Annotated in this window: 18 protein-coding genes; 8 read left to right on the forward strand and 10 right to left on the reverse strand. The window is 34.7% G+C overall.

Annotated elements, in window-relative coordinates; all coding sequences use genetic code 11:
• The first annotated feature begins 148 nt into the window (after positions 1-148).
• Positions 149-1726, forward strand: a complete 1578-nt coding sequence (locus RB618_RS20550) for a L,D-transpeptidase family protein (RefSeq protein ID WP_308070498.1) — start codon at positions 149-151, stop codon at positions 1724-1726.
• A 118-nt stretch (positions 1727-1844) separates the two neighbouring features.
• Here the strand turns inward: RB618_RS20550 and RB618_RS20555 are convergent, their stop codons facing one another.
• The gene (locus tag RB618_RS20555) at positions 1845-2348 is read right to left on the reverse strand and encodes a C40 family peptidase (protein WP_308070499.1); all 504 of its coding nucleotides are present in this window, start codon (positions 2346-2348) and stop codon (positions 1845-1847) included.
• A gap of 203 nt (positions 2349-2551) precedes the next feature.
• On the opposite strand from RB618_RS20555, the gene RB618_RS20560 reads away from it, so the two are divergent.
• From RB618_RS20560 to bglX, 3 genes are all read left to right on the forward strand, one after another.
• Entirely contained in the window at positions 2552-3646 is a 1095-nt protein-coding gene (locus tag RB618_RS20560) for a GDSL-type esterase/lipase family protein (protein WP_308070500.1), read from the forward strand.
• Positions 3636-5015, forward strand: coding sequence for a sialate O-acetylesterase (locus RB618_RS20565; protein ID WP_308070501.1), 1380 nt, complete (start codon positions 3636-3638; stop codon positions 5013-5015). The genes RB618_RS20560 and RB618_RS20565 overlap by 11 nt, the downstream gene beginning before the upstream one ends.
• Before the next feature lie 409 nt (positions 5016-5424).
• Complete coding sequence (bglX, locus tag RB618_RS20570; protein WP_308070503.1) at positions 5425-7722, forward strand: beta-glucosidase BglX; 2298 nt, start codon at positions 5425-5427, stop codon at positions 7720-7722.
• Between the two features lie 224 nt (positions 7723-7946).
• Here bglX and RB618_RS23735 read toward each other — a convergent pair whose 3' ends face one another.
• Positions 7947-8027 (reverse strand): DUF433 domain-containing protein, encoded by an 81-nt coding sequence (locus tag RB618_RS23735; RefSeq protein WP_374121153.1) that lies wholly within the window; start codon positions 8025-8027, stop codon positions 7947-7949.
• 310 nt (positions 8028-8337) lie between these two features.
• Between RB618_RS23735 and RB618_RS20575 the strand changes: the two genes are divergently transcribed.
• Positions 8338-8904, forward strand: coding sequence for an HdeD family acid-resistance protein (locus tag RB618_RS20575; RefSeq protein WP_008468121.1), 567 nt, complete (start codon positions 8338-8340; stop codon positions 8902-8904).
• A gap of 86 nt (positions 8905-8990) precedes the next feature.
• Here the strand turns inward: RB618_RS20575 and RB618_RS20580 are convergent, their stop codons facing one another.
• Positions 8991-9326, reverse strand: coding sequence for a DUF5615 family PIN-like protein (locus RB618_RS20580; protein ID WP_008468122.1), 336 nt, complete (start codon positions 9324-9326; stop codon positions 8991-8993).
• On the reverse strand, positions 9326-9556 hold the full coding sequence (locus RB618_RS20585; protein ID WP_008468123.1) for a DUF433 domain-containing protein: 231 nt from the start codon (positions 9554-9556) through the stop codon (positions 9326-9328). Before RB618_RS20585 ends, RB618_RS20580 begins: the two co-directional genes overlap by 1 nt.
• A gap of 159 nt (positions 9557-9715) precedes the next feature.
• Between RB618_RS20585 and mgrA the strand changes: the two genes are divergently transcribed.
• Positions 9716-10672 (forward strand): L-glyceraldehyde 3-phosphate reductase, encoded by a 957-nt coding sequence (gene mgrA, locus RB618_RS20590; protein WP_308070505.1) that lies wholly within the window; start codon positions 9716-9718, stop codon positions 10670-10672.
• Positions 10673-10811: 139 nt separating this feature from the next.
• Here mgrA and RB618_RS20595 read toward each other — a convergent pair whose 3' ends face one another.
• From RB618_RS20595 to RB618_RS20620, 6 genes are all read right to left on the reverse strand, one after another.
• A complete protein-coding gene (locus tag RB618_RS20595) occupies positions 10812-12791 on the reverse strand; it encodes a glycoside hydrolase family 97 protein (RefSeq protein ID WP_308070506.1) in 1980 nt (659 codons plus the stop codon).
• 92 nt (positions 12792-12883) lie between these two features.
• Positions 12884-14173: a cellulase family glycosylhydrolase gene (locus tag RB618_RS20600; RefSeq protein ID WP_308070508.1), complete on the reverse strand. Its 1290-nt coding sequence runs from the start codon at positions 14171-14173 to the stop codon at positions 12884-12886.
• A 142-nt stretch (positions 14174-14315) separates the two neighbouring features.
• Entirely contained in the window at positions 14316-15506 is a 1191-nt protein-coding gene (locus RB618_RS20605; protein WP_308070511.1) for an AGE family epimerase/isomerase, read from the reverse strand.
• A gap of 6 nt (positions 15507-15512) precedes the next feature.
• Complete coding sequence (locus RB618_RS20610; protein ID WP_308070512.1) at positions 15513-16703, reverse strand: glycosidase; 1191 nt, start codon at positions 16701-16703, stop codon at positions 15513-15515.
• 26 nt (positions 16704-16729) lie between these two features.
• The gene (locus RB618_RS20615) at positions 16730-18121 is read right to left on the reverse strand and encodes an MFS transporter (RefSeq protein WP_308070513.1); all 1392 of its coding nucleotides are present in this window, start codon (positions 18119-18121) and stop codon (positions 16730-16732) included.
• 37 nt (positions 18122-18158) lie between these two features.
• On the reverse strand, positions 18159-19295 hold the full coding sequence (locus tag RB618_RS20620; RefSeq protein WP_308070515.1) for a glycosyl hydrolase: 1137 nt from the start codon (positions 19293-19295) through the stop codon (positions 18159-18161).
• A 305-nt stretch (positions 19296-19600) separates the two neighbouring features.
• Between RB618_RS20620 and RB618_RS20625 the strand changes: the two genes are divergently transcribed.
• Together RB618_RS20625 and RB618_RS20630 are read left to right on the forward strand one after the other, a co-directional pair.
• On the forward strand, positions 19601-20479 hold the full coding sequence (locus RB618_RS20625) for an AraC family transcriptional regulator (protein ID WP_308070516.1): 879 nt from the start codon (positions 19601-19603) through the stop codon (positions 20477-20479).
• Between the two features lie 312 nt (positions 20480-20791).
• Complete coding sequence (locus RB618_RS20630) at positions 20792-23959, forward strand: TonB-dependent receptor (RefSeq protein ID WP_308070517.1); 3168 nt, start codon at positions 20792-20794, stop codon at positions 23957-23959.
• Positions 23960-23965 lie beyond the last annotated feature (6 nt).

Consider the following 23965-nt stretch of genomic DNA (forward strand, 5'->3'; position numbering starts at 1 on the left):
ATATGGCGAAAGCTCCAGACATGTATATTGTTTGGAGCTTTTTATTTTTATTAACCGCTTAAATTTCAAAAAAATAAGATTTAAGATTTATTGCTGAGTACTTTGTTTTAATAGAATTTTTTCTACTTTTAATCAAAAATTTGGAGTTATGAAAATCTGGTATACGCCTATTATTGCTATTGTTTTTTTTGCTGTTTTTTCGTGTAATTCGAAAGCTGATAAGAAAGAGGAAAACTCGATAAAAGCGGTTGAAAAAGTTCCTGAATTAAAACTTACTATCGACAGCGTGCGCATTGCTAAGTTTTATGAAAATTATCCGAAACTGGACAAGTTTAAAAATGATGTAACTGCTTTATATCAAAAAAATAAGTCGACTCAATTGTGGCAGGACAATAAAGGAATTGTCGAATTTGCCAATACATTGTTCAACCAATACAAAAATCTAGATCAAGAAGGTCTAAAAGCTAATTATCCTTATAATGAGCAATTAAGTTCTGTTTTTGATAATAACGCAAACACCAAACTTTCAAAAGAAGATACCGATTTACTGCTTTCTAATTTATATTACTATTATGGTGAAAAAGTAGGTGGTTTTGACGAAAAAACGGTAGTTTCTTTAGAATGGCTTTTACCTCGTAAAAAACTGAATTACCAAGTACTTTCAGATTCAATCTTTAAAAAATCAACCATTTTGGATGATAAGAAAAAAAAGATGTTCAGCCAGTATTATAAACTTCGTGATGCGCTTAAAGAATATAGAGAAATCGAGAAAAACGGCGGATGGAAAACTATAGAAGTTGGTGAAGATTATAAAAGTCTAAAAGTTGGCGATTCGTCTAATATTATTGCTGAAATTAGAGAAAGACTTTTCATAACTAAGGATCTAAAAGAAGACACCAAAAGTGCAGTATGTGATACAGTCTTGATGAAAGCCATGAAAAACTACGAATTGCGTCATGGTTATACGGCAAAGAACACTATTCTTAAAGAACATATTGAAGATTTGAATATTCCTGTCTCAGATCGTATCAAAACCATTATTGCAAACATGGAGCGTTGTCGATGGATAGATCCAGAATTAGAAAAAGGGCAGAAGTATATAGAGGTTAATATTCCAGAATTTAAATTGTATATAGTTGAGGATGGTAAAATTTCTTTTGTTTCGCCTGTAGTTGTAGGAAGGTCAATGACAAAAACCGTTATTTTCAGTGGAATGATGAGCAATATTGTTTTTAGTCCGTATTGGAATGTGCCGCCAAGTATTATCAAATCGGAAATAAAACCTGGAATGGCAAGGGACAAAAACTATCTGCAAAAGAAAAATCTGGAATGGAATAATGGAGCTGTTCGTCAGCTTCCGGGGAAAAATAATTCACTTGGTTTAGTAAAGTTTTTATTCCCGAATTCAAGCAATATTTATCTTCATGATACGCCATCAAAAAGTTTGTTTGAAAGAGAAAGTCGCGCTTTTAGCCATGGTTGTGTGCGTGTAGCAAAACCTCGTGAATTAGCAATTGAATTATTAAAAGTTGATCCGCAATGGAATCCTGAAAGAATTGATAAGGCAATGCATACCGGAAAAGAAAGCTGGTATACTTTGAAGAAAAAAGTTCCAGTTTATATTGGATATTTTACCGCTTGGGTAGATCGACAAGGGAATTTAAATTTCTATAAAGATATTTATGGAAGAGATGAAAGTATGATCAAACTCTTAACTGAAGAATAAAAATAATTTTCACGCAGATTTAAAAAGATTTAAGCAGATGCTCGCAGATTTCATACAAAAAAATCTAATTAAATCTGTTCCAATCTGCAAAATCTGCGTGAAAAAAGAATGATAAAAACTATTCCGACAAAACATCTACACATTTATAAAAACGTTTGGTATAATGTTCTGTATCCAGCGCTGTTATAGTTACTTGCTGTGCTTTTCCTGAAGAAGCATGAATAAATTTTGACTGCATTCCGTTGGCTTCACAAATTATCCCGACGTGACCAACAACATTTCTATTTTTATATCCGTAGAAAACTAAAACGTCACCAACTTTAAATTCTTCTGGTTTTAAAGTTTTGCCTATGTTTTTATAACCGCTTGAACTTCTTGGCAATGTCAATCCGAAGTTCTTAAAAACATAACACACAAAACCCGAACAGTCAAATCCTTTTTGCGGATTGTTGCTGGCGTATACGTAAGGAGTTCCTAAGTATTGTTTGGCGTAAGCAATAATAGAATCACGATTTATTTCGGTTTGAGTTGGATTGTTTTGAATTTGTTTTTTTTCCTTTTTTAAATTGAAAGAAGAAAGAGTGATAAAAAACAATAAAGAAATTAAACTTAGGGCTTTCATTTTTGCTGATTGTAAAAGTGTAAAACGACAAAGATAAATCTAAATTGTGGGTTGTTCTTGCAAAAGTAAGAATTAACACATATAATTACCCAAATGATGGGTTTGTGTGGTGTTTTTTTATTACTTTTTGACATTTTAGTATCTTTTTGGATAATCTCTTTCCAATATATTTGTGAATCGTATTTAGATTTAACAAATAAATTATGTTTCTCAAAAAAATAGCTGTTTTAATTTCGTTTTTACTGATTTCGGCGATTTCGAATTCACAAACTCAAAATTCCACTAAAACTTTTTTATACGAAGGTCGAATTGATAAACTTCAAAATGATCAGGTTATTTTAATTGGAACAGCTTCTTCAGTTTCTTTCAATTTTACAGGAAATGAATGCTCCATTTCGCTTCAAAGTGTAGATCAGCATCATAATTATGTCCAATTGGTTTTGGACGATAAGTATATTGGGAAAATTAGAATTGAAAAAGGAGCAATCCAGTCATTTCCAATAAAAGTTACCGAAAATATAAAAAAGCACAGATTAGAGATTTATAAAAATACAGAAGCTCAAAGCGGTAATATTTTGTTTGTTGGAACAACAGCAAAACTGGTTCCGATTTCGTTTCAAAAGAGAAAGAAAATAGAATTTATTGGCGATTCTATTACGTGCGGAGCAGCGAGCGATCCGTCAGATGTTCCTTGTGATAAAGGAGAATATATGGATCATCATAATGGCTATTATGCATATGGGCCAACACTTTCAAGAACAATTGGTGTTGATTATTTAATGAGTTGTGTTTCGGGAATTGGAATGTACAGAAACTGGAACGATGAGCATAAAGACGAAGCGATAATGCCAGATGTTTATCCTAATTTATATCTAACGAAAGATGCTTCGAAACCGAAATACGATTTTGCTTTTCAGCCAGATATTATCAGTATTGCTTTAGGAACAAATGATTTCTCTGGTGGAGATGGTAAAAAAGAACGTCTACCTTTTAATTCTGAAAAGTATGTTTCGAATTACATCAATTTTATAAAAATGCTTTATGAACACAATCCGAATGTGCAGATTGTGATTACAAACAGCCCGATGGTTGGCGGAGAAAGGGCAGTAGTTTTTGAAGATTGTTTGATTAAAGTTAAAAATGCTTTCGCGAATGACAAAGCACACAAACCAATTCAAATTTTCAAGTTCAAACCAATGACTCCAAATGGATGTACGGGACATCCAGACGTAGCAGATCATAAGGTTTTGGCAGAAGAATATGGTCCATTTTTAAAGAAGTTGCTAAATGAAAAATAATATTTTTAAGTTTGTTTTCTTTCTATTGATTTCCAGTACTATGATGGCAAACGTGTCGCTTCCGAATATTTTTAGTGATAATATGGTTTTACAGCGCAATTCTGAAGTGAAAATTTGGGGTTGGGCCAATCCAAAAGAAGAAATCAAATTGGTTTCAAGCTGGAATAGTCAGGAATATAAAACCGTTGCCAATAATCAGGCAAAATGGGAATTAACGATTAAAACTCCAGAGGCTGGCGGGCCTTTTACCATTTCTATAAAAGGCTACAATGAAGTGGTTTTAAAGAATATTTTGATTGGAGAAGTTTGGCTTTGTTCCGGACAATCTAATATGGAAATGTCAGTGAGTTGGGGAATTGACGATGGCGAAGAAGAAATGAAAAATGCAACGAATCCAAACATTCGATTTTTTACGGTTCCAAAATTGACGGCTGAAAATCCGCAGAATAATTTACTGGGAAATTGGACAGAATCGACTCCTGAAAGCATGAAATATTTTAGCGCTGTTGGTTACTTTTTTGCAAAACGCCTACGCGAAGATTTAAAAAATGTTCCTATCGGATTAATTTCTTCTAATTGGGGAGGAACTCCCGCAGAAATCTGGATGCCGGCAGAAGTCGTAAACAACGATTCGATTTTATTGGAAAACGCCAAAAAACTAAACGAACAAGAATACGGTCCAAGACAACCAGGACGTGCTTACAACGCGATGATTTATCCAATTATCGGATTTAAAATTGCGGGTACGCTTTGGTATCAAGGCGAATCTAATGTGGGTTCTTTGGTTTATGATAAAACTCTGGGCGCTTTAATTACATCTTGGAGAAAAGAATGGAAAGATGAATTTCCGTTTTACTATGTTCAGATTGCACCGTTTAAAACTGGAAAGAATAATTTTTCTAATGTAACAGTTAGAGATTCTCAGAGAAAATTATTGAAAGAAGTTTCAAAAACAGGAATGGTCGTAATCAGTGATATTTCGGATACGATTGATATTCATCCAAAAAATAAAAAATCAGTTGGAATTCGTTTAGCAAATTTAGCTTTAGCAGAGACTTACAAAACCAACAATAATTTAGTTAATGGACCGCTCTTTAAATCCATTAAAATTGATAAAAATAAAGTAACCGTTTCTTTTGACTATGGAGACGGATTGTATTTCAAAGACAAAAAATCGAATCAGTTTGAAGTTGCGGGTGCAGATGGAGTTTTCTATCCAGCCGAAGCTTCGATTAAAAATAGCGAAGTGATTTTGACAAGTAAAAAAGTAGCTTCTCCAGCAAAAGTGAGATTTGCATGGGGAAATACGATTCAGTCAGATTTGTTTAATAAAGCGAATTTGCCGGCTTCTTGTTTTGTTTCTGAGTGAGTGTGGAAAGAAGAAAGAAGAAAGAAGAAAGATAAAAGAATAAAGAAGCAAGTTTTTAGATTTTAGATTTTTTGTCAGGCTGAGCGAAGTCGAAGCGCCGCAAAGTAAAGACACCAAGTTTGTCATCCTGAGGAACGAAGGATCACACTCGGGATTTGACAAAGATTGGCAAATTTCTGTGTGGAGTTTCTAGTGTGATTCTTCGTTCCTCAGGATGAAAAGATAACCAAAAACGCCCTTTTGAAACCGATTTGCGTGAGGGATAGAAGTGGAAAGCCCGGAGCCTGACGAAGGAAGTGCGAGGACTTGTAACGAATAGCCCGACCCGGAGGGACACGCCCAAAAAAAGAAACTTAGGATCTCAGCATCTTAGAACCTTAGCAACTTAAAAAGAACTAACTAAACCACAATGAAAAATAAAAAAATACTAATTATTGGAGTTTTTGCTCTGTTTACTGTTGGAAATATGAATGCACAAAAAAAGCCGTATCTGGATAAGAATAAAACTGTTGAGCAGCGCATAGACTTGCTTTTACCGTTAATGACGCTGGAGGAAAAAGTAGGGCAGATGAATCAATATAATGGTTTTTGGGATGTTACTGGACCAGCGCCAAAAGGAGGAACAGCCGAACTGAAATATGAACATTTAAGAAAAGGACTAGTTGGCTCTATGCTGACAGTTCGTGGTGTGAAAGAAGTTCGTGCCGTACAGAAAATTGCGGTGGAAGAAACCCGTTTGGGAATTCCGTTAATTATTGGTTTTGATGTAATACACGGTTACAAAACGTTAAGTCCGATTCCGTTGGCAGAAGCGGCGAGTTGGGACTTGGAAGCGATTAAAAAATCGGCGGCGATTGCGGCAGATGAGGCTTCGGCATCTGGAATTAATTGGACATTTGGCCCAAATGTCGATGTGGCAAATGATGCTCGTTGGGGACGCGTGATGGAAGGTGCGGGAGAAGATCCGTATTTGGGAAGTAAAGTAGGCTATGCCAGAGTAAAAGGTTTTCAGGGTGAAACCATTGCTGATTTGGCGAAAGTAAATACGATTGCGGCTTGCGCGAAACACTTTGCCGCTTACGGTTATGTTGAAGCGGGATTGGAATATAATATTGTAGATATCAGTAATTCGAAATTGTATAATTCGGTTTTGCCTCCTTTTGAAGCGACTGTTGAGGCAGGAGTTCGTACGTTTATGAATTCGTTTAATACGTTGAATGGTGTTCCGGCAACTGGAAATGCTTTTTTGCAACGAGATATTTTAAAAGGAAAATGGAAGTTTGATGGATTTGTAATTTCTGATTATGCTTCGATTCGTGAAATGATTGCCCATGGTTTTGCAAAAGATGAAGCCGATGCCACTGCAAAAGCGGTAATTGCGGGTTCTGACATGGATATGGAATCGTATTTGTATGTGGCAAAATTGGTTGATTTGGTTAAATCTGGAAAGGTAAAAGAATCTTTGGTTGATGATGCCGTTCGAAGAATTCTTCGCGTGAAGTTTGAATTAGGATTATTTGATGATCCGTACAGATATTGTGATGAAAAACGCGAAAGAGAAGTTGTTGGAAGCAAAGCCAATAATGAAGGCGTTCTGGACATGGCGAAAAAATCGATCGTTTTGTTGAAGAATGAAAAGAATTTGCTTCCGCTAAAGAAATCTGGACAGAAAATCGCTTTGATTGGCGCTTTGGCCAATGATAAAAATAGTCCGTTGGGAAGCTGGAGAATTGCAGCTTCTGATGATACTGCGGTTTCGGTTTTAGAAGGAATGCAGCAATATAAAGACAATCAGCTTACTTTTGAAAAAGGTGTTGATTTATTGAAACAAAAAGCAACTTTTTTAACTGAAACGGTTTTCAATACAACAGATAAAAGCGGATTTGAAGCAGCAAAAAAAGTTGCAAAAAATGTCGATGTTGTGGTTATGGTTTTAGGAGAATACGGATTCCAAAGTGGTGAAGGAAGAAGTCGCACCGATTTGAATTTACCAGGTTTACAGCAAGAATTATTAGAAGAAATTTATAAGGTAAACCCAAATGTAGTTTTGGTTTTAAATAATGGTCGTCCGTTGAGCATTCCGTGGGCTGCAGAAAATGTTCCAGCAATTGTAGAAGCTTGGCATTTAGGAACTCAGGCTGGAAATGCGGTTGCACAGGTTTTATACGGAGATTACAATCCGAGTGGAAAATTGCCAATGTCGTTTCCTAGAAATGTAGGTCAGGTGCCAATTTATTACAATAAATACAGTACAGGAAGACCAACTGACAGTGATAAAAATGTTTTCTGGTCGCATTATATGGATGTGGAAAAAACGCCTCAGTTTCCGTTTGGTTTCGGATTGAGTTATACAACTTTCGATTATAAAAACTTGAAGTTGAATAAAACGGCTTTCGCAAAAGGTGAAAAAGTTCAAGTTAGCGTTGAGGTTACGAACTCTGGAAATTATGATGGAAAAGAAGTAGTGCAATTGTACATTCATGATGAATTTGCAAGTATCGTTCGCCCAATAAAAGAATTGAAAGGTTTTGAATTGGTTAATCTGAAAAAAGGTGAGACTAAAACAATAAACTTTACTTTAACTGATAAGGAACTTGGTTTTTATAATAATGAAGGAAATTATCTTGTAGAACCTGGAACTTTTAAAATCATGGTTGGAGGAAGCTCTGATAAAGGTTTGCAGAGTGGTTTTGAGATAAAAGAGTAAAAGGTTTTTGCCACGAAGGCGCTAAGACGCTAAGTTTTTTTAATCTCACAATCCTGATAGCTATAGGGCGCAGAGGCGTAAAGATTTTTGAATAGCCCCTAGCTTTAGCTAGGGGAACAAGATTTAAATTAGAAAGGGCTTTAGCCAAACCTACAAAGTTTGGCTAAAGCCCTTTTGATTGTGTTGCTGTTGTCATCCAGCTAAAGCTGGACGCTATTGAATTGTTATGTTGCAAAAGCTAAAGCAACAAGAATATCTTCTTTATTTAATTCTGGAAAATTCTCAACAATTTCTTCAAAAGCAATTCACATTTTTTGAATAGCCCCTAGCTTCAGCTAGGGGAATAAGATTTGAATAAGAAAAGGGCTTTAGCCAAACTTGTAAAGTTTGACTAAAGCCCTTTTCATTGAGATTATGTTTTCATCGAGCTAAAGCTGGATGCTATTGATTTGTTGTATGCTAATGGTATTATATGTCAGTATTTTATTATAGAAAAACTATTTTGGTCTAAGCTTTTGTCTTATCTTTGATAGACAGCCATTTAAAAAAAAATTAATTGGTAATTCAAGGTAAGCTGAAAACTTTATAGAGTAGGCAAGATTTTAAAATAGTATTATGGAACATTCTTTATTTAAAAAAGTGAAAGCAGCAATTGATTATTGGTACATTCCGTTATTAGTGGGAATACTTTTTGTAATCATCGGATTTTGGTCTTTTGCCACACCTGTAAAAGCATATTTGACATTGGCATTTTTATTTAGTGTTTCGTTTCTGGTCAGCGGAATTTTTGAAATTATTTTTGCACTTTCAAACAGAAAAAAAATAGACAATTGGGGCTGGACACTAGTATCTGGAATTATAGGTTTAGGTGTTGGAATAGTATTAATTGCTAATCCATTAGTTTCGGTAACACTTTTGCCACTTTATGTTGGACTGGCTATTTTATTTCGTTCTGTAATGGCTATTTTTATGGCTTTTAATTTAAAAAGCTATTCTGTTCCAGATTGGAAAAATCTTTTAGGATTAGGAATTTTGGGAGTGTTATTCTCATTTCTGTTATTATGGAATCCTGTTTTTGCAGGGCTTTCAATAGTATATTGGACTGCTTTTGCTTTCATCGCAAGCGGGATTTTCTATATTTATTTTTCTTTCAAGCTGAAAAGAATACATGATCTAGGTTGAAAAAATAAGATTATTTTTAACTTCTATAAAACACTAAACCCGACCGATTTCTGAAATCGGTCGGGTTTAGTGTTTATGTCTGTTACTTAGTAAATTTCTAGAATCATTAGTTCAGTATTAGTTATAAACGATTCGATAATGTGTTTTTTTGAAAACAAAATTTCAGCTATTTGTTTGGTGTTTTTATTGAAGGTTTTTAGAATTATAACTTTTGGCGGAGCTCCTTTTAAAAGCAATAATTTTTCAAAATCATCATCATGAGTCAAAATAGTGAAATTGTTTGCTTTCGCAAATTCCCAAATCTCAATATCCTTTGCTGGTTGATTGACAGGAATATCATTAGCATGTAAACAATTCAAAAAATCATTTTCAACTAGTTTAATTATTCGCCATGAAATATTTGCATCCAGAAGTAACTTCATTACGCAGCGATTATTTTCGTAATATTTTCTCTATTAGCAGCAAAACTTAAAGCAGCAAGAATATGCTCTTTCTTTAATTCAGGAAAATCCTCAATGATTTCTTCAAAAGACATTCCTGTAGATAACCATGAAAGAATATCAGAAACACAGATTCTAGTTCCTGTAATTATAGGTTTGCCAAATCGAATATCTTGGTTTATCGAAATTAAATTTTGCCAGTTATTTTCCATAATTTTATTATTTAAACAAATTTACAAAAATTAAAATGAATGATATTTTTAATTTTCTCGCAGATTCGGCAGATTTTTTTATCTCCTAAATCTGCTAAATCTGCGGGAGTTTTTTTTACCTTTAAAATCTATTAAAACTCCAATTTATAAATTATTACAATGAAATATAACAGATGTGGCAAAAGCGGTTTATTACTGCCTGAGATTTCTTTAGGATTATGGCATAATTTCGGTTCGGTGGATAATTTCGAAAATGCTGAAAGTATTGCGATTGAGGCTTTTGATAAAGGAATTACCCATTTTGATTTAGCGAATAATTACGGACCCGTTCCAGGTTCTGCTGAAGAGAATTTCGGAAAAATATTATGGCATAATTTTCAAGGGAATCTTCGTGATGAAATCGTAATTTCTACAAAAGCTGGTTATACGATGTGGAAAGGACCTTATGGAGATTGGGGATCGCGAAAATATCTTTTATCTAGTTTGGATCAAAGTTTAAAGCGAATGAGTATTGATTATGTAGATATTTTTTATTCACATCGTCCAGATCCAGACACGCCGATTGAAGAAACAATGATGGCTTTAGACCATGCCGTTAGAAGCGGAAAAGCCTTGTATGTTGGAATCAGTAATTATTCTGCGGAACAAACGAGAGTTGCGGTTGATGTTTTGAAACAATTAGGAACGCCATGTTTGATTCATCAAGCAAAATATTCAATGTTGGAGCGTTGGGTTGAAAATGGTTTATTGGATGTTCTGGAAGAAAAAGGAGTGGGCTGTATTGCGTTTTCGCCTTTGGCACAAGGGCTTTTAACAGATAAATATTTAAACGGAATTCCTGAAAACTCAAGAGCACATAATCCGAATGGGCATTTAAAAGAAGATGAGGTAACGCAGGAAAGAATTCAGAAATTAATTCAGCTGAATGAAATTGCTCAAAATAGAAATCAGTCTTTGGCGCAAATGGCTTTGGCTTGGTTGCAGAAAGATAAACGAATTACGTCGGTTTTAATTGGTGCTAGTTCTGTAAAACAATTGTGTAATAATATTGATTGTTTACAGAATACAGAGTTTTCGCATGATGAGTTGAATGCGATTGAGAAGATATTATCTTAATTGTGAATTGTTAATTATAAATTGTTAATTCGTAAAAATACATAATCGTAGATACGCTTCTGTGCGTCGACGTCATGTTTAGATATTATAAACCCGACAGGTTTTTAAAACCTGTCGGGTTTGTTTATAGAAATGGATTTTATTTTATAATCATCGCCAATCCGCCTCCGCTTGCCAATCTATATTTTAGCTTTGTTGTTGAATCTATCGTAATTATTTCCTTTTTATAATCAGTTGCCGCTTTGTCGGCATTTATTCCATCTGAGAAGATTTCGGCTTGGAATTTTTTGCCTTTTTCAAGGAAAGAAAAATCAATTGTTACTTCTCTAGAGTCCCAATTTGTTATTGCCCCTAAGTACCAAGTATTTCCTTTTCTTCGGGCAATAGAAACATATTTTCCAACTTCACCATCAAGAGCGGTAGTTTCATCAAAAGTGGTCGGAACTTTAGCGATAAAATCGGTGCTTTCTTGTTCCTTCATAAAAGCAGTCGGACTATCAGCCATCATTTGTAAAGGCGCTTCAAAAATGGTGTACAATGCCAACTGATGACATCTTGTTCCTTGACTCATTGGAGTCGAATGACTTGGTTTGAATTCGCTTTTTGTAGCATTTCGCATCGCACCTGGTGTATAGTCCATTGGACCAGCCATCATTCTAATAAACGGAATTGTTACATCATAAAGTGGAACATCGTCATTTGGTGTCCATTTATTATTTTCTAGACCTTTTACGCCTTCAAAATTTAAAATGTTAGGAAAAGTTCGCTGGATCCCAGTTGGTTTGTACATGCCGTGAAAATCGATAATCAATTTATGATTGGCTGCTTTTTGTGCAATATCATAAACCGAATTGACCATTTTGGCATCATCACGGTCAATAAAATCTACTTTAAAACCTTTTACGCCCAGTTTTGCATAATTGCCAAAAACGGCTTCTGTTTTGTCATTTATTGCCATCCACGAAGCCCACAAAATAATGCCCACGTTTCGTTCTTTCGCGTAAGCGATTAAAGCTTCCAAATCTACATTTGGATTGTGTTTCATAATGTCGGTTTCAACACTCCAGCCTTCATCCAAAACCACATATTCGATTTTGTTTTTAGAAGCAAAATCAATATAATATTTATACGTCTGCGTATTGATTCCAGCTTTAAAATCTACGTTATAAATATTCCAGTCGTTCCACCAATCCCAAGCTACTTTTCCAGGTTTTATCCACGAAATATCTTTTATTCTAGATGGCTCTGCTAATTTCTGAACCATATCATTATTGGCTAAAGTGGCATCATTTTCAGAAATCACAATTGCTCTCCACGGAAAAGTTCGCGTTCCTTTTGTTTTTACCAAATAATCGGCTCTTTCAGTAATCAGTTTGTTGAGGTAATTAAATCCGCCGTTGGTTTCTTTTGTTGGATATTTAGAAAAACGAGATTCAAAACCAGTTTTGTTTTTATTATTCGTTACAAATAATCCCACATAATCTTCGAGATCGGCTTCTAAGAAAACTGTCTTTTTACGGTTTTTGTAATCAATTAGAAATGGAAGAAAAGCTAAAGTGTCTTTAGAAAATTCACTTATTTTTTTGTTTTCATAATGCGATTCAAACGAAGAAATAAACTGATCTTTCGGATTTCTCAAATCACGTACATACGGCATTAAAGTGTTATAATCCTGATCGAAATTCAGAACGACTTCTTCACCTTTAACTGTAATCTCTTTTTTCTTTTTTGTGATGAAACGATACGCTGCGCCATCATCAAAAACGCGAAATTCGATAGCAAAATCATTTTTGAAATTAAGCGTCAGTTTGTTGTATTGATCTTTAACGGTTTTCTTTTTGTATAAAGGCGTTTCAAAAGAAGTATTTACACTTTCTTTTTTCGAATTTAAAACAACAGGATTTTTCCCTAAAACCACATTTTGATCTAAAGTCAAAGACATTTCAGATGGAGTCAAAATCAAATCGTTTTCATGTGAGATTGTCCAGCTTATTTTATCATTCACAGCAATTTTAACTTCGATTTTTCCATCAGGAGAATTAACGGTAAAGCTCTGTTTTTGCTGAGAAAAAGAAAGATTTAGGAATAGAAAACAAAAAAGAATAAATATATTTTTCATCTGGGTATTTTTTTAAACCATATAAGTTATGTAAGTTCATTTTAATCAAACTTTAAATGAACTTACATAACTTATATGGTGGGAAATTAAGTTTACTTTTTCTTTAATTGTAAATTGTATTTTTTTACAATTTCAAGAGTCGATTTATCTCCATTAAAAACAGAATTTAAACCTTGAGGTTCTTGCGGAGGATCTGTTGTTAAAGGATCTCCTGGATTCCATTTTCCGTCTGGATGAATTGCTTTTCCTTCGCCACCGTAACCCCAGAAATTGGCCGCTCTTAACGGACCATTGTTTTTAACGCTTTCTGCAACTCTTCCAAAAATATAGCTGTAAAATTTATCTCTGTAAACAGAAGATGCTCCAGCATTTAGGTTTTCATTTTCTCTCGGAAGCCCAAATTCTTCAATGATAATAGGTCTTTTCAGATTATTGGCAACTTTAATATGATCATCAATATATTTTCCAGCATTTTCTATTGTTGCAGGCATTGTAGCTTCGGCATTATCAGCTTTAAACCAGTTCCAGTTTTTTGGCCAGATATGCATCGTCAAATAATCGATGTTTGCATTTTGATGGGTTCTTTCAAAGATTTCCATGCTGTCGTTGGAACTGTTTTTTCCTTCAGAACCTGTAGAAACCAAATGATTTTTGTCTAAACTATCAATCAAATCCACAATATTGTTGAGCCATTTTGTGAATTTTGCTTCATTTTCTACAGTAAAAAGTCTAGGTTCATTTCCGACCTGCCATGACATAATCGTGTTGTCTTCGTTGTACTTCTTTTTAGAATAAGCGTTTGTTCTGCCAATAATAAACTTGACATGATTGTTTAAAGCTTCCATGCAAGGTTCGCAGCTATGAAACTGTTCTGTATACGACATAAACTGAGGCCAAGTATTTGGCGGAATATTCGGAACCGGAACTGGACCTTTACTATTCCATTCCAAATATTGTGACATTCCGCCCGACCATTCCCAGTTATTGGTCAAATATAAAACAGCATACATACCGCGTTTGCTCATTTCGCTGATTAGGAAATCCAATCCGTCCAATAAATCTTCGTCATATTTTCCTTGTTCATATTGCAATGCCGGACGAACTGTAAAATCGTATTTTCCGCCATCAGCGCCAACTAAAACACGTAAATTATCAATTCCGTTTTTCTTCATTAAATCCAACTCGCGTAAAAGTCTTTTACGATCGCCTATTTTTTTAGAAGCCAACATGCTTCCATACCAATAATTGGTTCCAATATAAGCATACGGTTTATCACCTTTGTAAAATTCATTTCCTTTTACGGTAATTTTTTCCTGCGCATGACAAGCAATTGCAGAAAAAATCAAGGCAAATGAAAGGGTTTTAAAAAATCTGTTTTTCATAATTTATATTTTAAGGAGCTAATCCCGCTATCCGCTTCAATCTTTTGTGTCTCGTTAAAGAAACGAGACACAAAAGGATTTCCGCTTCTATCGGGGCTAGGGCTATACGTTCTTCAAGACGTTTTGATTTTTATTTGAAACCTTAATTCTCAATTCGATTAATAAGCTCCAAACAAGCACGGCCATTATGATAAGGACATTTCCAGAATCCGGCTTTATCTTTTTTCATTGTGTAATAATCGTCATAAACGCCCCAAAACCATTCTCCGTTTTTGTGGTCAATTATATGTTTTTTTATGAATTTCCAGTTTTTGTAAACGATATCTAGATATTCTTCTTTTTCAGTTAATTGATAAGCGTTGTAAAAACCAATTAAAGCTTCAGCTTGTGGCCACCAATGTTTTTCTGCAATTAATTCATCTTTTTCAGGATCAAATTCGTACCATAAACCGCCGTCAGTATCTAAACCTTCTTTGGTTACTTCTGCAATTTGAATGGCATGTTTTTTATAATTGGCAATTAAAGTTTCATTTCCTGAAATTTCGGCACACTGCTGTAAAAGCCAAGCCGCTTCAATATCATGTCCGTATGAAATAACGTCCGGTTTTTCTTTCCAGTTTTCATCGAAAAATAAGCGCAAATGTCCCGTTTGGGTATTGATAAAATATTTTTCAATGGTTTCTAGTAATTCGATGATAGTAGCAAGCAGTTTTTCATCTTTCCAAACCTTGTATAAATTCGCATAAGCTTCAATAATATGAAGATGCGTATTCATGGTTTTCTTTTCGTTGGCATCTTTTGCACTTAAGCGCAAATCTTCAATGGGTTGCCAATCTCTTGTAAAAGCTTCAAAATATCCTTTGTTAGTAGGATCATAACTATGTTCCTCAATTTTTGAATATAGTTTCTTCGCAATTTCTAAAGCTCTTTCTTCATTTGAAATCGAATAATATTCAGACAATCCATAAATCGCAAAGGCTAAAGCATAAATCTGGTTTTTGGTGTCTTTTGGAGTTTTATCCTCATTAATACTCCAAAAAAGACCTCCAAATTGGGTGTCATAAAAGTAAGCTGCAAGAAACTCAAATGCCCTTTCTGCCAGTTTTTTGTGGTTTTTGTTTTTTGTGGTTTTGTAGCTGGCAGAAAACGTCCAAAGAATTCGGGCATTTAAAACCGAACCTTTTTCTGCATTGGCAATAAGATGATCGTTAAAATCGATTTGTCCGACAAAACCGCCATTTTTCTCATCTACAGTTCGTTGCGACCAATAGTTTAGAATAGAATCCAGTTCTGCGGATAATTCCGATTTTAAAAGCTTTAGTTGTAATGACACGGTATTTTAGATTGCGTTATTTTTTTCAATTTGATTAATAATCGTTTGAACCGAACCTGCCGAAATAAAAGTATCTGCTGGAGTGTTTATTACGTAATCAACTAATTTCTCTACAGTAGAAACTGCCACGTGCATTCGTGTATCTGATGAAGCGTAATAAATGTAAACTGTTCCGTTTTCGCCTTCAATCCATCCGTTAGAAAATAAAACATTAGAAACATCACCAACTCTCTCGATTCCTTCTGGCCCCATAAAATGTCCTGCGGGAACGTGCGTAACTTTAGAAATATCATTCAAATCGGTCATGAACATATATAAAGTATAGCGTAATCCTGCAGCCGTATTACGAACTCCGTGCGCAAGATGTAGCCAGCCTTTAGAGGTTTTAATTGGTGCTGGCCCCAAACCATTTTTCAATTCATAAATAGTATGATATTGTTTTCCGAAAATAATTTTTTCGTCTTTTACAACTGGATTTTTCATGTCTTCAACATAACCTAAACCGATTCCGCCGCCTGAACCAACATCAATAAAACCATCTTGCGGACGCGTATATAAAGCATATTTTCCGTCTACAAATTCAGGATGCAAAACAACATTTCGCTGTTGTCCAGTATTCGAAATTAAATCAGGAAGCCTTTCCCAGTTTACTAAATCTTTAGAACGAACGATTCCGGCATTGGCTACAGCCGAACTTGTATCTCCTTTTGGGGCTTTTGGATCTTTTCTCTCGGTACAGAAAATGCCATAAACATAGCCGTCTTCGTGATTGATTAGACGCATGTCGTATACGTTGGTGTCTGGCTCTTCCGTTTGCGGAATCACGCATGGTTTATCCCAAAACTTGAAATTATCGATTCCGTTTGGACTTTCGGCAATGGCAAAAAACGATTTTCTGTCAATTCCTTCTACACGAACGGCAAGTAGATATTTTCCGTTCCATTTCATAGCTCCAGCGTTGAAAGCAGCATTTACGCCAATTCTTTCCTGCAAAAACGGATTTGTATTTTCGTTAAAATCAAAACGCCAGTTTAACGGAATATGAGCTGCGGTAACAACAGGATTTTTGTAACGTTCGTAAATACCGTTTCCTGCAATTTCTTGAGGTTCATTTTTTTGCTCAATCAGCGTTTTATGTTCTTTTTCTAATGCCGATTTTCTTTCTTGAAAATTGACTGAAGATGTTATTGTTGTCATATAATTGATTTCTATGTCTTTATTTTTTATTGATTTTGATCTCTTTTTTCGTTTAAATCTTGTTCTATAATCTGTAATTTTTCTTCTGATAAAGGGTAAAATGCTATAAAAGCTACTGATATTGCGGCCGCAATTGCTGGCAGTATGCTTAACATTAATTGAATTCCGTTTTGTGCTGTTGCAGTCTGCTCGACATTGGCCTGAAAGCCAAAATAACCTAATAGCCATCCTGCTCCGGCGCCGCCAATAGTCCAGCCAAATTTTTGAGACATTGAGGATGCTGAAAATACCAATCCTGTTGCTCTGCGTCCTTGTTTCCATTCAGAATAGTCGGCACTATCGGCATACATTGACCAGATTAATGGGAAAATACAGCCCGCACAAATACTGATTAAAATTTGGAAACTCATGATTAAGAAAACATCTTCTTTCCCGAATAAATAGAAAACAAGACTTAAGATTGCGGCTAAAGCCATTGCGCCAAAAAAGGTTTTCTTTTTACCAATTTTATTGGCAATTGGCGTTGCAATAATAACTCCGATGATGTTTGCTGCTTGTCCAAGAACCAGATAAATTGATGTTGGTGTCATGTGGAAATCGGTTCCGAAAAGCGAAAAATCGAAATTTACAGAACTGCTTACATAATATTTAAAGTAGTAAACCGCAGCTCCATCACGGATTGAATTGAATACCAAAGCGCCAATTCCTGCTCCCAATAAAATCCACCAAGGTTTATTTTTCCAAAGATCTTTTAAATCTTCTTTTAAGTTATTTTGTTCATCTGCAATGGGTTTGATTCTTTCTTTTGTGAAAGCAAAACAAGCCCAGAAAAAGACAGTTGTAATGAATCCGAAAACAGCAATTGTTGCCAGCCAACCGCTTTTAGAATTTAAATTTCCTCCAAAATAATTGACCAAAGGTTCAATTAGCCAAAGTGCCAATAAACTTCCTCCGAAAGCAAAAACCATTCGATAAGACGAAAGCGTGTTTCTTTCTTTTCTATCAGATGACATTACGCCCAAAAGTGATGCATACGGAACATTGATCAAAGAATAAATCATCATCATTAAAGAATATGTTACATAAGCATAGATGATTTTTCCTTTTTCGTCAAAATCTGGAGTATAAAAAGTTAAAACTCCAATCACGGTAAAAGGTATAGCTACCCAAAGTAAGTATGGTCTAAATTTTCCCCATTTGCTCTTGGTTCTATCAGCTAGAATTCCAACAATTGGGTCAAAGCAAGAATCCCAGATTCGGGTAATTAAAAACATGGTTCCTACTACTGCAGGCGCCAATCCGAAAACATCGGTGTAGAAAAACAATAAATACATACTGAAAATTTTCCAGAACATAGAGGAAGCAGCATCTCCTAGTCCGTAACCGATTTTTTCTTTTAAACTAATTTTGTCGTGCATTGGTTATTTTTTAAGGTTGTAATTTGTTTCGGGGCGGTTATTTTAATTTCTTTTGGATGTCTTTTTCAAATATAGTCTGATCGAGATTATAAAAATCAACAAAATCTTTTTCGCTTACTTGTCCAGAAAATGGGGCATAATAATGCATTTTTTGTTCTTTTTCCTGCCAGCCGTGGTTTCTCCACAATAAAACATAAGAGATTTTATAATCTCCAATTGCTTTTAGTAAAGTTCCTGTCCACCATTTTGGATCGGGAATAGCTTCGTAGCCCGCTTCGGCCAATGCCATTGGTTTGTTTTTTTGAAGACAAATCTCATTTAAAATTTTAAATTGTTTCTGAACTTCGCTGATAAATTTTTCACCATTCGGATCATCATTATTTTGATACGTGTCAAAACTTAAAATATCGGCATAATTATCTCCAGGATAATTGGCTAAGAAATCGGCTTCACTACCAAAACTGCCAGTATTGTATACATATATAAGATTATGAACGCCTTTTTTCTGAAGATAATCGAAGGTGAATTTCCAAGCTGTTTTAAATTCCTCTGGAGTGCAATTTCCTTTTCCCCACCAAAACCAGCCACCTGTAAGCTCATGAAAAGGTCTGAAAAGAATCGGAATGTTTTTTCCGTTTTTATCTTTCAAAGACAAAAAGAAAATAGCCGCTTTATCTAGCCATGAAGTGAATTTTTTATGATTTTCTGCTCCAGGCAAAATCGTTTTTAAAGAATTAGGAACATTATCCCAAGCATTTTTTCCTGTTGCAGGATTATCAAAGTGCCAGCTTATAGTCGAAATTCCGCCTCTAGCATTGGCATCCATAATATATTGTTTCATTTTACTGAAAGGAACACCGTCAATATTATTGGGTTTGTCATTTTCTAAACCTGCAATATCCCATCCGTAAACAGCGGGATAATCTCCAGCTACATCTTTTACATCGCTGCGTCCATTTTCGTATTTCCATTTTACACCGTAGGCCAAATCATCTTGATGTCCAAACAGAAAACCTTTTTTCGATAATGTATTTAGGTTTTTATAAAGTGATTGCGTTTCTATAGTGGCTTTTTTATCTGAAAGTGACAAAATTGTATTACTGTTGTTTTTTTGCGATTCGCACGAAGCGCTTATGAAAACAGCAGATAGAAGCATAATAAAATGTTTTTTCATTGTCGGATTATTGGTTGTTAATGGAGCTAAACGATAAATATACAATGGTTTATGATTTGAAAAGCTATCGTTTGTTTTGCTCTAAAATTCTTTAGCGATTTCTCATTAAAATTATTAAAACTATAAAAAGATATTCGATTAAAAATGATTAATGTTTATTATTAATATTCTTTTTAAAGAAATGATAATTAATTTTTTCAAAGATAAACGGATGATAATAGTGTAATTAATATTATTTTATCAATTATATATCATATTATTGCAGTCAAAAATAAACACATTACTTTCCTGAAAATAGTTTTAAGATGGGTACTACGAAAAATTTTTATAGAGAAATTGCGCCACTTGCAGCGAGCGATAGCTTTTTGGTTTTCGATCGCGTAAAAGATAGTTTTGATTTTCCGGTTCATTATCATCCGGAATTTGAGATCAATTTTATTTTGAATGGAAAAGGAGTTAAGCGGGTTGTTGGAGATAATATTGAAGAAATTGATAATGTCGAGTTGGTTTTGATTGGTCCGAATTTATATCATGGCTGGGAGTTAAATAAATGTACAAGTAAAAAAATACACGAAATAACGATTCAGTTTCATAATGATTTGTTTCATGAGTCTTTACTGTCAAGACGAATTATGAATCCGATTAGGGATATGTTTAATCGATCTATTCATGGAATTCTGTTTTCTAAAAAAACTGCCGAGGAGCTGACGCCAAGGCTTGTGAGGCTTTCTAAGCTTGACGGAATGGATTATTTTCTTGAAATAACGTCTTTATTATATGATCTTGCCAATTCTAGAAATCAGCGTCTGCTTTCGACTTATACAGTAGATTATGATACGTTTGATGATTATGATAAAATGAAACTTATTTATGAATATGTGCAGAAAAATTTTGCAGAAAAAATTACTTTAGAAGATGCGGCAAACGTGGCGAGCATGTCTATTATTTCTTTTAACCGATTTATTAAAAAGCGTACTGGGAAAACTTTTGTCAATTATATAAATGACATTCGAATTGGTTACGCGGCACGTTGGCTGGTAGAGAAAGATATGAGTGTTTCTGAGGTTGCTTTCAAATCGGGGTTCAATAATATTGCAAATTTCAATCGCAGTTTTAAAGCAACTAAAAACTGTACGCCAAGTCAATATCGTGAAGAATTTTCGGGTTTGAAGCGCATTTTATAGTGATACTTTTTTATCACAAATAAATATTATTTTTAACGAAAACGTTTGCTTTTCGAGATTTCATTGGTTTTTATTCATAGGTTAGCTTCTTTTGGAGGATGGTTATTGCGAATAATTTAATTTTTATATGATTTTATTTTCATATATGTTTTTTTAATCGCTTACAGTAAAAATATTATCATTAAATGATATAATACTATTGATTTGATAATCCTCTCTGTTATAGATTTGTTAAATAATTTTAAAGTAAAATTTACCAGGCATTTACTTTTGGATTATGCAATAAACAAATTTAACTAACCAAACATTATTATGAAAAAACTAATGACTAGCTTCATTCATTGGATGGCTGACCACAAAGCCGTTCCTTTGATATTATTTTTATTACTGGTGAGTAATTCTATTACGGCTCAGGTAAAGGTTTCGGGAACTGTATCTGATGAGAAGGGATTGTCTATTCCTGGTGCCAATATCGTGGTTACGGGTACAAAGAAGACGGCTTCAACAGATTTTGATGGGAAATATGCTATCGAAGCACCCGCAAATTCAACTATTTCTGTTTCATTTATCGGATATGTTGCACAGACAGTCAACGTTAGAAATGGAGGAACAATCAATGTTGTTTTGAAATTAAGCGCTGAAGATTTACGTGAAGTACTGGTAAATGTAGGATATAGAAGTGTGAAGAAAAAGGATTTGACAGGCGCTATTTCTACTGTTACTTCTAAGGATATTGCAGACTCTCCACAAGTATCTGTAGATCAATTGTTGCAAGGACGTGCTGCTGGGGTAACAGTTACGAACAACTCTGGACAGCCTGGAAGCAGTGTGTCGGTTAAAATTCGTGGAACTACTTCTATCTCTGGAACCAATGAGCCATTGTATATTATAGATGGTATTCCTATTTCTGGTGATGCTGCCAATACTGCTACGGGAGGTTCAATTGTTACAGGTTATTTAGGATCAAACACAGGAAACGTAACTTCGAGTCCAATAGCTTTTTTAAATCCTAACGATATCGAAACAATGGATATTTTGAAAGATGCTTCTGCAACTGCTATCTATGGTTCTAGAGCGTCAAATGGGGTTGTTATTATTACTACAAAAAGAGGTAAGAAAGGAACGGGAAAAATCACTTTTGATTCTTATTTCTCTGTTCAAAATGTAACTCGTTTGCTAGATACTATGACTTTGAGTCAATATGCTGCGCAGCAAAATGCTTTGGCGGCGGTTTATGGTGTTGCGCCAAGAGATGAGTTTGCTGTTCCGTCTGTTCTGGGTAAAGGAACAAATTGGCAAGATGAGATTTATAAAACGGCTATAATGAATAATTATCAGGTTTCGTTTTCTGGTGCAAAAGATGGTACTAACTACTATATTTCTGGAGGTTATACGAATCAGGAAGGTATTGTTATTGGTTCTGGTTTTAAAAGATATAGTTTTAAAACAAATGTTGACAGCAAACTAAAAGATTGGCTAACTGTTGGCGTGTCTGTTGGAGCAGGTGTAACCAATGAAGATATTACAATCAATGGTGCGAGCAATGGTATTATCAGTACTTCTATTTTGTCGACGCCAGATGTTGCGGTAAAAGATACTAATGGCAATTATTCTGGTCCGCCAGCAGATGGATCAATCGGGGTTTGGATCAATCCGGTAGCTTCGGCTTTGATGAATACCAATAAGTTGATTAAGAAGAACTTCATAGGAAACTTTTATGCCAATTTTAGAATAGCAAAAGGATTGGAGTATCGCTTTGACTTTGGGGGATCTACTAATATAGATAATTACGAAGGTTTTCAGCCTACTTATAAATGGGGTTCAGCGGTTAGAGAAACCAATATGCTGACAGAGAGAGCAAACAATTGGTATGGACTTAACATTAAAAACGTTTTAACTTATAAAGCTGACGTAGGGAATCATCATTTTAATGTTTTGGCTGGTCAAGAGGCAAATGACAGTCATTGGTTCGGTAATTCGCAATCAGTTTCTGGGTTGTTGAGTAATGATATTCACTCTATTAGTTTAGGAGATCCAGATTCAATTATTGCTTCAGAATATAAGGGAAGCTCTGCTTTGTATTCTTTCTTCGGGTCTTTTAATTATGACTATGATAACCGATATGGTTTGCAGGCAACCATGAGAGCGGATGGAAGTTCTAATTTTGGACCTGGTCAAAAATGGGGTTACTTTCCTTCGGTTTCTGGATATTGGAAACTTTCGAACGAAAAGTTTATGGAAGGAACTAGAGAATACATTGATAACATCAAGTTTAGAGGTGGATATGGAGAAACTGGAAACCAAAATATTGGCGGTGGAGGTTACATGAGTACGGTTCGTGCAATAAAATCGGCTATGGGTAACTTCTTTACGGTAAATAATATTGCAAATCCAGATTTAACTTGGGAAACTTCTAAACAAACCAACTTTGGTTTAGATTTTACACTTTTCAAATCAAAACTTCAAGCAACATTTGATATATACAAAAAAGAATCTGAAGGATTTTTATTTGTGTTGCCATTGCCATACTACGTTACTGGTACAGATGCTTATCAAGGAGGTTTAGGAGCGCCAAGTGTAAATTTAGGAAGTTTAAGAAATCAAGGTTTTGAGATGACTTTAGATTATAATGAGAAGTTCGGAAAAGATTTTTCTTGGAATTCAAAAGTAATTTTCTCTACAAATAAAAATAAATTGTTGAGTCTTCAAGATAATTTTGATTTGACAAAAGATGTAATGCTTAATGATTATACGAATAAAGCGGTAACTAAAACTGTGGTTGGACAGCCAGTTGGCCAGTTTTACGGATATCAGGCAGTGGGAATTATCAGAACGAATGAACAATTGGCAAATGCACCAATTCCGTTTACTGGAAACAAAGCAGTAAAAAGCCAGTTGGGAGATGTTGAGTACGTAGATCAAAACAAAGACGGTTTGATTGATGATAAGGACTTAACGTACATTGGTAATCCAGCGCCAAAATTTACTTACGGATTCAATAATACTTTTAAATATAAAAACATTGATTTAGGAGTCTTTTTACAAGGATCGTACGGTAATAAGGTAATGAACCTAACAAGACGTGCTGGTACTAAAAACCAACGTTTGTACGAAAATCAATTGGCGGAAGCTGCAGATTTTTGGACACCAGAAAATACCGATGCAAAATATCCAAGGCCTGATGGAGGAGACGGACATCCAAACATTGCAATCTCTGATCGTTATGTAGAAGATGGGTCATACTTGAGAATTCAGCAAGTTACTTTAGGGTATAACATGCCTTCAGATGTGCTCTCAAAAGCGAGCATTAGTAAATTAAGATTTTATTTTGGTATTCAAAATCTTTACACATTTACCAAATATACAGGCTATGATCCTGAAATTGGATCATATAACCAAGATCCGTTATTATCTGGAATCGATTCAGGGCGTTACCCAACCAATCGTAGTTTCACTTTTGGAATGAATTTAGAATTTTAATTACTA

Source organism: Flavobacterium sp. LHD-85 (assembly GCF_030929595.1).
GTDB lineage: Bacteria > Bacteroidota > Bacteroidia > Flavobacteriales > Flavobacteriaceae > Flavobacterium.

What these genes read in the sequence shown, in the direction of transcription:
- RB618_RS20550 (WP_308070498.1), top strand. Translation starts at nt 149, where the DNA reads ATGAAAATCTGGTATACGCCTATTATTGCTATTGTTTTTTTTGCTGTT.
- RB618_RS20615 (WP_308070513.1), bottom strand. Translation starts at nt 18,121, where the DNA reads ATGCACGACAAAATTAGTTTAAAAGAAAAAATCGGTTACGGACTAGGA.
- bglX (WP_308070503.1), top strand. Translation starts at nt 5,425, where the DNA reads ATGAAAAATAAAAAAATACTAATTATTGGAGTTTTTGCTCTGTTTACT.
- RB618_RS20575 (WP_008468121.1), top strand. Translation starts at nt 8,338, where the DNA reads ATGGAACATTCTTTATTTAAAAAAGTGAAAGCAGCAATTGATTATTGG.
- RB618_RS20595 (WP_308070506.1), bottom strand. Translation starts at nt 12,791, where the DNA reads ATGAAAAATATATTTATTCTTTTTTGTTTTCTATTCCTAAATCTTTCT.
- RB618_RS20580 (WP_008468122.1), bottom strand. Translation starts at nt 9,326, where the DNA reads ATGAAGTTACTTCTGGATGCAAATATTTCATGGCGAATAATTAAACTA.
- RB618_RS20620 (WP_308070515.1), bottom strand. Translation starts at nt 19,295, where the DNA reads ATGAAAAAACATTTTATTATGCTTCTATCTGCTGTTTTCATAAGCGCT.
- RB618_RS20555 (WP_308070499.1), bottom strand. Translation starts at nt 2,348, where the DNA reads ATGAAAGCCCTAAGTTTAATTTCTTTATTGTTTTTTATCACTCTTTCT.
- RB618_RS20625 (WP_308070516.1), top strand. Translation starts at nt 19,601, where the DNA reads ATGGGTACTACGAAAAATTTTTATAGAGAAATTGCGCCACTTGCAGCG.
- mgrA (WP_308070505.1), top strand. Translation starts at nt 9,716, where the DNA reads ATGAAATATAACAGATGTGGCAAAAGCGGTTTATTACTGCCTGAGATT.
- RB618_RS20585 (WP_008468123.1), bottom strand. Translation starts at nt 9,556, where the DNA reads ATGGAAAATAACTGGCAAAATTTAATTTCGATAAACCAAGATATTCGA.
- RB618_RS20600 (WP_308070508.1), bottom strand. Translation starts at nt 14,173, where the DNA reads ATGAAAAACAGATTTTTTAAAACCCTTTCATTTGCCTTGATTTTTTCT.
- RB618_RS20565 (WP_308070501.1), top strand. Translation starts at nt 3,636, where the DNA reads ATGAAAAATAATATTTTTAAGTTTGTTTTCTTTCTATTGATTTCCAGT.
- RB618_RS20630 (WP_308070517.1), top strand. Translation starts at nt 20,792, where the DNA reads ATGAAAAAACTAATGACTAGCTTCATTCATTGGATGGCTGACCACAAA.
- RB618_RS20560 (WP_308070500.1), top strand. Translation starts at nt 2,552, where the DNA reads ATGTTTCTCAAAAAAATAGCTGTTTTAATTTCGTTTTTACTGATTTCG.
- RB618_RS20610 (WP_308070512.1), bottom strand. Translation starts at nt 16,703, where the DNA reads ATGACAACAATAACATCTTCAGTCAATTTTCAAGAAAGAAAATCGGCA.